Source organism: Gluconacetobacter azotocaptans, assembly GCF_014174355.1.
In the GTDB taxonomy this organism is placed as follows: Bacteria; Pseudomonadota; Alphaproteobacteria; order Acetobacterales; family Acetobacteraceae; genus Gluconacetobacter; species Gluconacetobacter azotocaptans.
The window spans coordinates 1-7,537 of record NZ_JABEQF010000037.1 but is presented as its reverse complement, the minus strand read 5'-3'; the positions used below and the strand labels follow the sequence as shown (position 1 = coordinate 7,537).

The following is a 7,537-nucleotide window of genomic DNA, read 5'->3' as shown; positions in this document are numbered from 1 at the left end:
ATCGGCACCGCCTTCGGGCCGCTGGCCGGGCGGATCTGGCGCATCGGCGCCATGGGCTACAACGCCATGAAGCACAAGGTGCTGCTGACCTTGGGCGCGCTGGAGGCCGTGCTGCGCCAGGAAGGCCACGCCCTGGCCTCCGGCGCCGCCGTCGATGCCGCACGCGCTGCGTACGAGGATTTGTGACCCCCGTGCGGTAGGGGTGGTCGTGCGCCCGGGCAAGGTCCGGCGGACCATGCCCGGGGCGGGTGTTACTTCTGCGCGGCGGCCAGCGATTCGCGGATGACTTCGCCCGCTTCCTCGCGCCCGGCCCAGCCGGCCACCTTCACCCACTTGCCCTTTTCCAGGTCCTTGTAGCGGGTGAAGAAATGCTCGATCTGCTGGATCAGGATCTCCGGCAGGTCCGCGATCTTCTCGACCTTGGAATAGTACGGATTCACCTTGTCGTGCGGGACGCAGACGATCTTCTCGTCCTGGCCACTCTCGTCCTCCATGCGCAGCATGCCGATCGGCCGGGCGCGGATCACGGCGCCGGGCACGACCGGGGCGGGGATCAGCACCAGCGCGTCGGCCGGGTCGCCGTCGGCGGCCAGCGTGCCGGGGATGAAGCCGTAGGCGGCCGGATAGGCCATCGGCGTGAACAGCACGCGGTCGACGACGACGGCGCCGCTGTCCTTGTCGATTTCATACTTCACCGACGACCCCTGCGGGATCTCGATGACGACATTGATATCGAACGGCACGTCCTTGCCGGGCGAAAGCTTCGAGACATCCATGGCGGGGCTCCACACTTCACGGAACATGAAAGATGCTGCGAACCTATCGACGCGCGCCCGCCTTGCCAAGCACCCGCCACCCGCCCGCGCCGGGCGTAGAAATGCCGGCGGCGACGCGCGCGGGACCTTGCCAAATCGTCGCACATGCGCGAAGTCAGGGGCGGCCTGCGCGCCCGTAGCTCAATTGGTCAGAGCGGGCCGCTCATAACGGCTTGGTTGCGGGTTCAAGTCCTGCCGGGCGCAGGCCGCCGCACAGTTCGCGTGCGCCCTTGGGGGAACGCGGGCCGGCGACATTCTTCTTTTTCTCTGATCCGGGAGCCTTCGTCATGGCCGCCACGCAATATGTCTATGTGATGAAGGACCTGACCAAGGCGTATCCGGGCGGGCGCGAGGTCTTCAAGGGCATCACCCTGTCCTTCCTGCCGGGGGTCAAGATCGGCGTGCTGGGCGTCAACGGCGCCGGCAAATCCACCCTGCTGAAGATCATGGCGGGGATCGAGAAGGAATACGGCGGCGAGGCCTGGGCCGCCGAGGGCGCGCGCATCGGCTACCTGGAGCAGGAGCCCAAGCTGGACGAGTCCCTGACGGTGGGCGAGAACGTGGCGCTGGGCTTCGGCGACCTGAAGATCGCCGTCGATCGCTTCAACGAAATCTCGATGAAGTTCGCCGAGCCCATGTCGGACGACGAGATGAACGCCCTGCTGGCCGAGCAGGCCGAACTGCAGGAAAAGATCGAGGCCGGCGACGGCTGGGAACTGGACCGCAAGATCGACATCGCGCTGGACGCCCTGCGCTGCCCGCCGGCCGACAGCCCCGTGACCCGCCTGTCGGGCGGCGAGCGCCGGCGCGTGGCGCTGTGCCGCCTGCTGCTGGAAAAGCCCGACCTGCTGCTGCTGGACGAACCGACCAACCATCTGGACGCCGAAAGCGTGGCGTGGCTGGAGCGGACCCTGCGCGACTACGAGGGCACAGTGATGGTCATCACCCATGACCGCTACTTCCTCGACAACGTCACCAACTGGATCCTGGAGCTGGAGCGCGGCCGGGGCTTTCCGTTCCAGGGCAATTATTCCTCGTGGCTGGTGCAGAAGCGCAAGCGCCTGGCCCAGGAGGAAAAAGAGGAAAGTGCGCGCCAGCGCGCCCTGGCCGCCGAACAGGAATGGATCGGCTCCAGCCCCAAGGCCCGGCAGGCCAAGAGCAAGTCGCGCATCGCCCGCTACGAGGAGATGCTGGCCCAGAACGCCGAGCGCGCCGGCGGCGTCGCCGACATCGTCATCCCGCCCGGCCCCCGCCTGGGCGGCACGGTCATCGAGGCCGAGGACCTGCGCAAGGCCTTCGGCAACCGGCTGCTGATCGACGACCTCAGCTTCCGGCTGCCGCCGGGCGGCATCGTCGGCGTCATCGGGCCGAACGGTGCCGGCAAATCCACCCTGTTCCGCATGATCGTGGGGCAGGAGCAGCCCGATTCCGGCACGCTGAAGGTCGGCGAGACCGTGAAGCTGGGCTATGTCGACCAGTCCCGCGACAGCCTGGACGACGACAGGTCGGTCTGGGAGGAAATCTCGGGCGGGACCGACGTGATCTATCTGGGCAAGCGCGCGGTGCCGTCGCGCGCCTATGTCGGCGCCTTCAACTTCAAGGGCGCGGACCAGCAGAAGAAGGTCGGCATCCTGTCGGGCGGCGAGCGCAACCGCGTGCATCTGGCCAAGATGCTGCGCCAGGAAAGCAACGTCATCCTGCTCGACGAACCGACGAACGACCTGGACGTCGATACGCTGCGCGCGCTGGAAGACGCGCTGGCCGAATTCGCGGGCTGCGCGGTCATCATCAGCCATGACCGCTGGTTCCTGGACCGTCTGGCCACGCATATCCTGGCCTTCGAGGGCGACAGCCATGTCGAATGGTTCGAGGGGAACTTCCAGGCCTACGAAGAGGACAAGCGACGCCGACTCGGCCCCGATGCGACCGAACCCGGACGGATCAAGTACCGACCCCTCGCACGCTGAGGCAGACTCTGCCCCGCCCGCCGGGCGCGTCCACGACCGGCACCCCAATCGCGGGCCGTGGGGCTGGCCGGTATGGATGGCGGGGCGGGAAGGTCGCTCGATGATCGCGGGCGGGCAGATCCGCACCCCGCGGCTGGTGCTGGAACCGGTCTCGTGGCGGGACATGGAGGACATGGCCCGCCTGAAGGCCGACGCCGGCGCGTTCGCCATGATGCTGGGCGGCGTGCGCTCGCGCCAGCAGGCCGAGATCGAGATGGCCGAGGACCTGGCCTGCTGGGCGCGCTGCGGGGTGGGCATCTTCGCCATTCGCGAAGACGGCCGGTTCATCGGCATGACCGGCCTGCATCAACGGCCCGACGGGCGAGGCATGGGCCTGCGCTTCGCGCTATGGCCCTGGGCGGCGGGTCGCGGCCTGGCGCGCGAGGCCGCGTCGGTAGTGCTGAATTTCGCGCACGATGCCGGGCAGCGGCGGGTGGTAGCGGTCACGCGCGACACCAACATCGCCTCGCGCACCATCCTGGGCGGCATCGGCATGACGCCGTGCGACAGCTTCATGCGCGACGGGCACAAGATGCAGGTCTACGAAAGCGTCCGCCCGGCGCGGCATGAGTTGCCGCTGTCCCTGCCGCCGCGCCGGCCCGGCGGCGGCTGAACGGGCTGGGGCGGCCTGCTGTCGCCCCCTGAATCGGGCCGGCACAAAGGCCCGAAACATTACAAGATGGTATTGACTTAATCCTTGGGGGTGTTATCGGATATAAGATTTCTCAATAAAACTTATACGTCTGGTTAAAATGAAAATCAAAAAAGACAAGCCTCATGTTTCCCAGGCAAAAGAAAATTCATTTTACATAAAAACGTCAAATATCCACCGTGCAAGCCGCGCGCCGTCGCTGCGGGTGGCCCTGCTGTGCAGCGTGGCTTCCCTGCTGCCCACGTACCGTGACGCCCGGGCGGATGTCTATCGGACCTACGATCTGGCGTGGTCGGGTGCGACGCTCGGAAATGATGCGTCGGCGACAGGGACGATCACCCTGGATCTCACGTCGTTCGATCAGAGTCCGGATATCACAAGCTCAATCCAGAGCCTGGACGTCACGGTGACCGGCGCGAGTTCCGGAAACGGCACCTGGACACTGGCCGACCTTCAGATGGTCTACTGGTGGACGGCGAGTCCGCTCGATCTGAGCACCGAACTGGTAGGGCAGCTCACCAGCGGTGGCGCCTGGGGGACGCCAAGCGGGTCAAGCGGCGACTTCAACCTGTTCTTTTCGACGCCGTCCTCCCCTTGGGGAACCTCGCCTTTTATATTGTCGACCAACGGGGGGGCTGGCAATCCACTGCTTCTGACAGAATTCGCCCCCCAAATGAGCAGTATTGATACGGCTCAGGCGTCCTATCTTGCCAGCACGGTCGGCAGCAGCGTCAGGCCGGCTTTTCAGGGCGGCACACTCACCCTCGATCAGGCGAATGCCGGCTACAGCCAGAATTTCACGCTCGACAACTCAGCCACGAACACGATCGACCAGGCCGGTCTCTCATCCACGTTCAGCGGCGTCATTTCCGATGCGACCCCGGGGGTGGCGGGAAGCCTGACCATCGCCAACAGCGGCACGGGCGGCAGCGTCATATTCTCGGGCGCCAACAGCTACACCGGCGTCACGACCATCAATGTCGGCGCGGGGCTGAACCTGTCCGGCTCGGTGGCCGGTGCGGTTGCGGATGCCGGCACGCTGACGCTGGACGGCGGCGCCGTCGGCGGCACGGTAACGGACAGCGGCGCGCTGAGCGTCACCGCCAACGGCGGCTCGGCCGGCTCGCTGGCGGGCAACGGTACTGCCAGCCTCGCCGGCACGCTGACGCTGACCAATGCCGCCGATAGTTTCAGCGGCGTTGCGAGCGGCACGGGCGGGCTGACCATCGCGGGCGGCAGCGAGACGCTGACCGGCGCCAACAGCTACACCGGCGGGACGACCATAGCTTCCGGCGCGGGGTTGAACCTGTCGGGTTCGGTCGCCGGAAATGTGGCTGACAACGGCACGCTGACGCTGGACGGCGGCACGGTCGGCGGCGCGGTGACGGACAGCGGCGCGCTGACCGTCACGGGCAACGGCGGCACAGTCGGGTCGCTGGCTGGGTCGGGTGTCGGCACGCTCGGCGGCACGCTGACCCTGACCAATGCGGCCGATACCTTCTCGGGCACGCTGGCGGGTAATGGCGGACTCGCCATCACCGGCGGCAGCGAGACGCTGACCGGTGCCAACAGCTACACCGGCGGCACGACCATCGCTTCCGGCGCGGGCCTCAACCTGTCCGGATCGGTCGCGGGAAATGTGGCCGACAACGGCGCCCTGACTCTTGATGGCGGCGCGGTCGGCGGCACGGTGACGGACAACGGCGCGCTGACCGTCACGGGCAATGGCGGCTCGGCTGGCTCCCTGGCCGGATCCGGTGCCGGCACGCTTAACGGCACCCTGACGCTGACCAACGCGGCCGACACCTACGCGGGTGCGCTGGCCGGTACCGGCGGCCTGATGCTGTCGGGCGGCACCGAGACGCTGGCCGGCACAAATACCTATACAGGCCCGACTGCAATCAACGGTGGGACCCTGGCGCTGTCGGGCTCGGGCAGTATCGCGGCATCGACCAGCGTGTCGGTTGCTCCAACCGGTACCTTTGATATTTCCGGCACGACGAATGGCGCATCGGTGTCCGATCTGACAACTTTCGGCACGATTGCGCTGGGCGGCAAGACGCTGACACTGACGGGGACGGCAGGCTCTTCCGGCCCTGCTGCGACACTGGCGGGTGGCGTGACGGCTGCCGCGCAAAATCGGCTGGCCATGGGTGTCATCACCGATGGCGGGATCGCCGGCGGGACAGGGGGCGGACTGACGCTCGCGTCAGGCAGCGCCACCGGCACCGTGGCGACCCTCCTCTCCACCACCGGGACCTATACCGGATTGACCACCATCGGCAGCGGCACGGCTCTGGTCGTGGGCCCGACCTCGGGCGGGACTCCGACCAGCTTCCCCAGTTCGTCGGGCGTGGTGGATCACGGTATCTTCGATATTTCGGCAAACGGCGGAATAACGTTCTCCGGGGGTCAAAGCACGGTAACATTCGGGGCCGCGACGACCAGCGTCACCTCGTTGTCGGGTGACGGCATCGTGTCGCTGGGCAACCAGAACCTGACCCTGACCGGTGCGTCCGGCATCTTCTCGGGCACCATTACCGACGACAGCCTCGTCAGCCAGGCTGCGGCGTCATCCTCGGCCTGTCAAAGCGCCTCCGGTTCCTCGACATGCGTCATGACCGGTGGTGGCAGCCTGACACTGGCGGGCGGCAGCGAGACGCTGACCGGCGCCAACAGCTACACCGGCGGCACGACCATTGCTTCCGGCGCGGGGTTGAACCTGTCCGGCTCGGTGACCGGTGCGGTCGCGAACGCCGGCACGCTGACGCTGGACGGCGGCGCGGTTGGCGGCACGGTGACGGACAGCGACGCGCTGACCGTCACGGGCAACGGCGGCACCGTCGGGTCGCTGGCGGGCAACGGCACTGCCAGCCTCGCCGGCACGCTGACGCTGACCAATGCGGCCGATACCTACGCGGGTGCGCTGAGCGGCGCCGGCGGCCTGACCATCGCAGGCGGCACCGAGACGCTGACCGGCGCCAACAGTTACACCGGCGGCACGACCGTTGTCTCCGGCGCGGGGCTGAACCTGTCCGGCTCGGTCGCCGGTGCGGTCGCGAACGCCGGCACGCTGACGCTGGATGGTGGCGCGGTTGGCGGCACGGTGACGGACAGCGGCGCGCTGAGCGTCACGGGCAACGGCGGCTCGGCAGGCTCGCTGGCGGGCAACGGCACTGCCAGCCTCAACGGTACGCTGACGCTGACCAACGCGGCCGACACCTACGCGGGTGCGCTGACCGGCACCGGTGGACTCGCCGTCACCGGCGGCAGCGAGACGCTGACCGGCGCCAGCAGCTACACCGGCGGCACGACCATCGCGACCGGCGCGGGGCTGAACCTGTCCGGTTCGGTGGCCGGTGCGGTCGCGAACACCGGGACGCTGACGCTGGATGGCGGCGCCGTCGGCGGCACGGTGACGGACAACGGCGCGCTGACCGTCACCGCCAACGGCGGCACGGTCGGCTCGCTGGCCGGGACGGGTGCCGGTACGCTTAACGGCACCCTGACGCTGACCAACGCGGCCGACACCTACGCGGGTGCGCTGACCGGCACCGGTGGCCTGACCATCGCGGGCGGCAGTGAGACGCTGACCGGCGCCAACAGCTACACCGGCGGCACAACCATCGCGGCCGGCGCGGGGCTGAACCTGTCGGGTTCGGTCGCCGGTGCGGTTGCGGACGCCGGGACGCTGACGCTGGACGGCGGCGCGGTCGGCGGCACGGTGACGGACAGCGGCGCGCTGACCGTCACGGGCAACGGCGGTTCGGCCGGCTCGCTGGCAGGCAACGGCACTGCCAGCCTCGCCGGCACGCTAACCCTGACCAATGCCGCCGATAGTTTCAGCGGCGTTGCCAGCGGCACCGGTGGGCTGACCATCGCAGGCGGCAGTGAGACGCTGAGCGGCATCAACAGCTATACCGGCGGCACGACCATTGCTTCCGGCGCGGGGTTGAACCTGTCCGGCTCGGTCGCCGGAAATGTGGCTGACAACGGCACGCTGACGCTGGACGGCGGCGCGGTCGGCGGCACGGTGACGGACAGCGGCGCGCTGAACGTCACGG

4 protein-coding genes, 1 tRNA gene and 1 pseudogene are annotated in these 7,537 nt (G+C 68.1%); 5 read left to right on the top strand and 1 reads right to left on the bottom strand.

The window, feature by feature from the left end:
• A pseudogene (locus HLH34_RS18885) lies at window positions 1-186 on the top strand (alanine--glyoxylate aminotransferase family protein); the annotation flags it as partial.
• A 65-nt stretch (window positions 187-251) separates the two neighbouring features.
• Here the strand turns inward: HLH34_RS18885 and ppa are convergent.
• Window positions 252-776 carry an inorganic diphosphatase gene (ppa, locus tag HLH34_RS18880; RefSeq protein WP_183121109.1) on the bottom strand — a complete coding sequence of 175 codons (525 nt, stop codon included), beginning with the start codon at window positions 774-776 and terminating at the stop codon, window positions 252-254.
• A gap of 169 nt (window positions 777-945) precedes the next feature.
• Between ppa and HLH34_RS18875 the strand changes: the two genes are divergently transcribed.
• The 4 genes from HLH34_RS18875 to HLH34_RS18860 form a co-directional block, all read left to right on the top strand.
• A tRNA-Ile gene (locus tag HLH34_RS18875) sits at window positions 946-1,019 on the top strand.
• An 83-nt stretch (window positions 1,020-1,102) separates the two neighbouring features.
• A complete protein-coding gene (gene ettA / locus HLH34_RS18870; RefSeq protein ID WP_183121108.1) occupies window positions 1,103-2,782 on the top strand; it encodes an energy-dependent translational throttle protein EttA in 1,680 nt (559 codons plus the stop codon).
• A gap of 100 nt (window positions 2,783-2,882) precedes the next feature.
• The gene (locus HLH34_RS18865; protein WP_183121107.1) at window positions 2,883-3,434 is read left to right on the top strand and encodes a GNAT family N-acetyltransferase; all 552 of its coding nucleotides are present in this window, start codon (window positions 2,883-2,885) and stop codon (window positions 3,432-3,434) included.
• Window positions 3,435-3,696: 262 nt separating this feature from the next.
• Window positions 3,697-7,537: beta strand repeat-containing protein (locus HLH34_RS18860; RefSeq protein WP_342354521.1), on the top strand; the 3,841-nt coding region annotated here is incomplete at its 3' end.

What these genes read in the sequence shown, in the direction of transcription:
- ppa (WP_183121109.1), bottom strand. Translation starts at nt 776, where the DNA reads ATGGATGTCTCGAAGCTTTCGCCCGGCAAGGACGTGCCGTTCGATATC.
- HLH34_RS18865 (WP_183121107.1), top strand. Translation starts at nt 2,883, where the DNA reads ATGATCGCGGGCGGGCAGATCCGCACCCCGCGGCTGGTGCTGGAACCG.
- ettA (WP_183121108.1), top strand. Translation starts at nt 1,103, where the DNA reads ATGGCCGCCACGCAATATGTCTATGTGATGAAGGACCTGACCAAGGCG.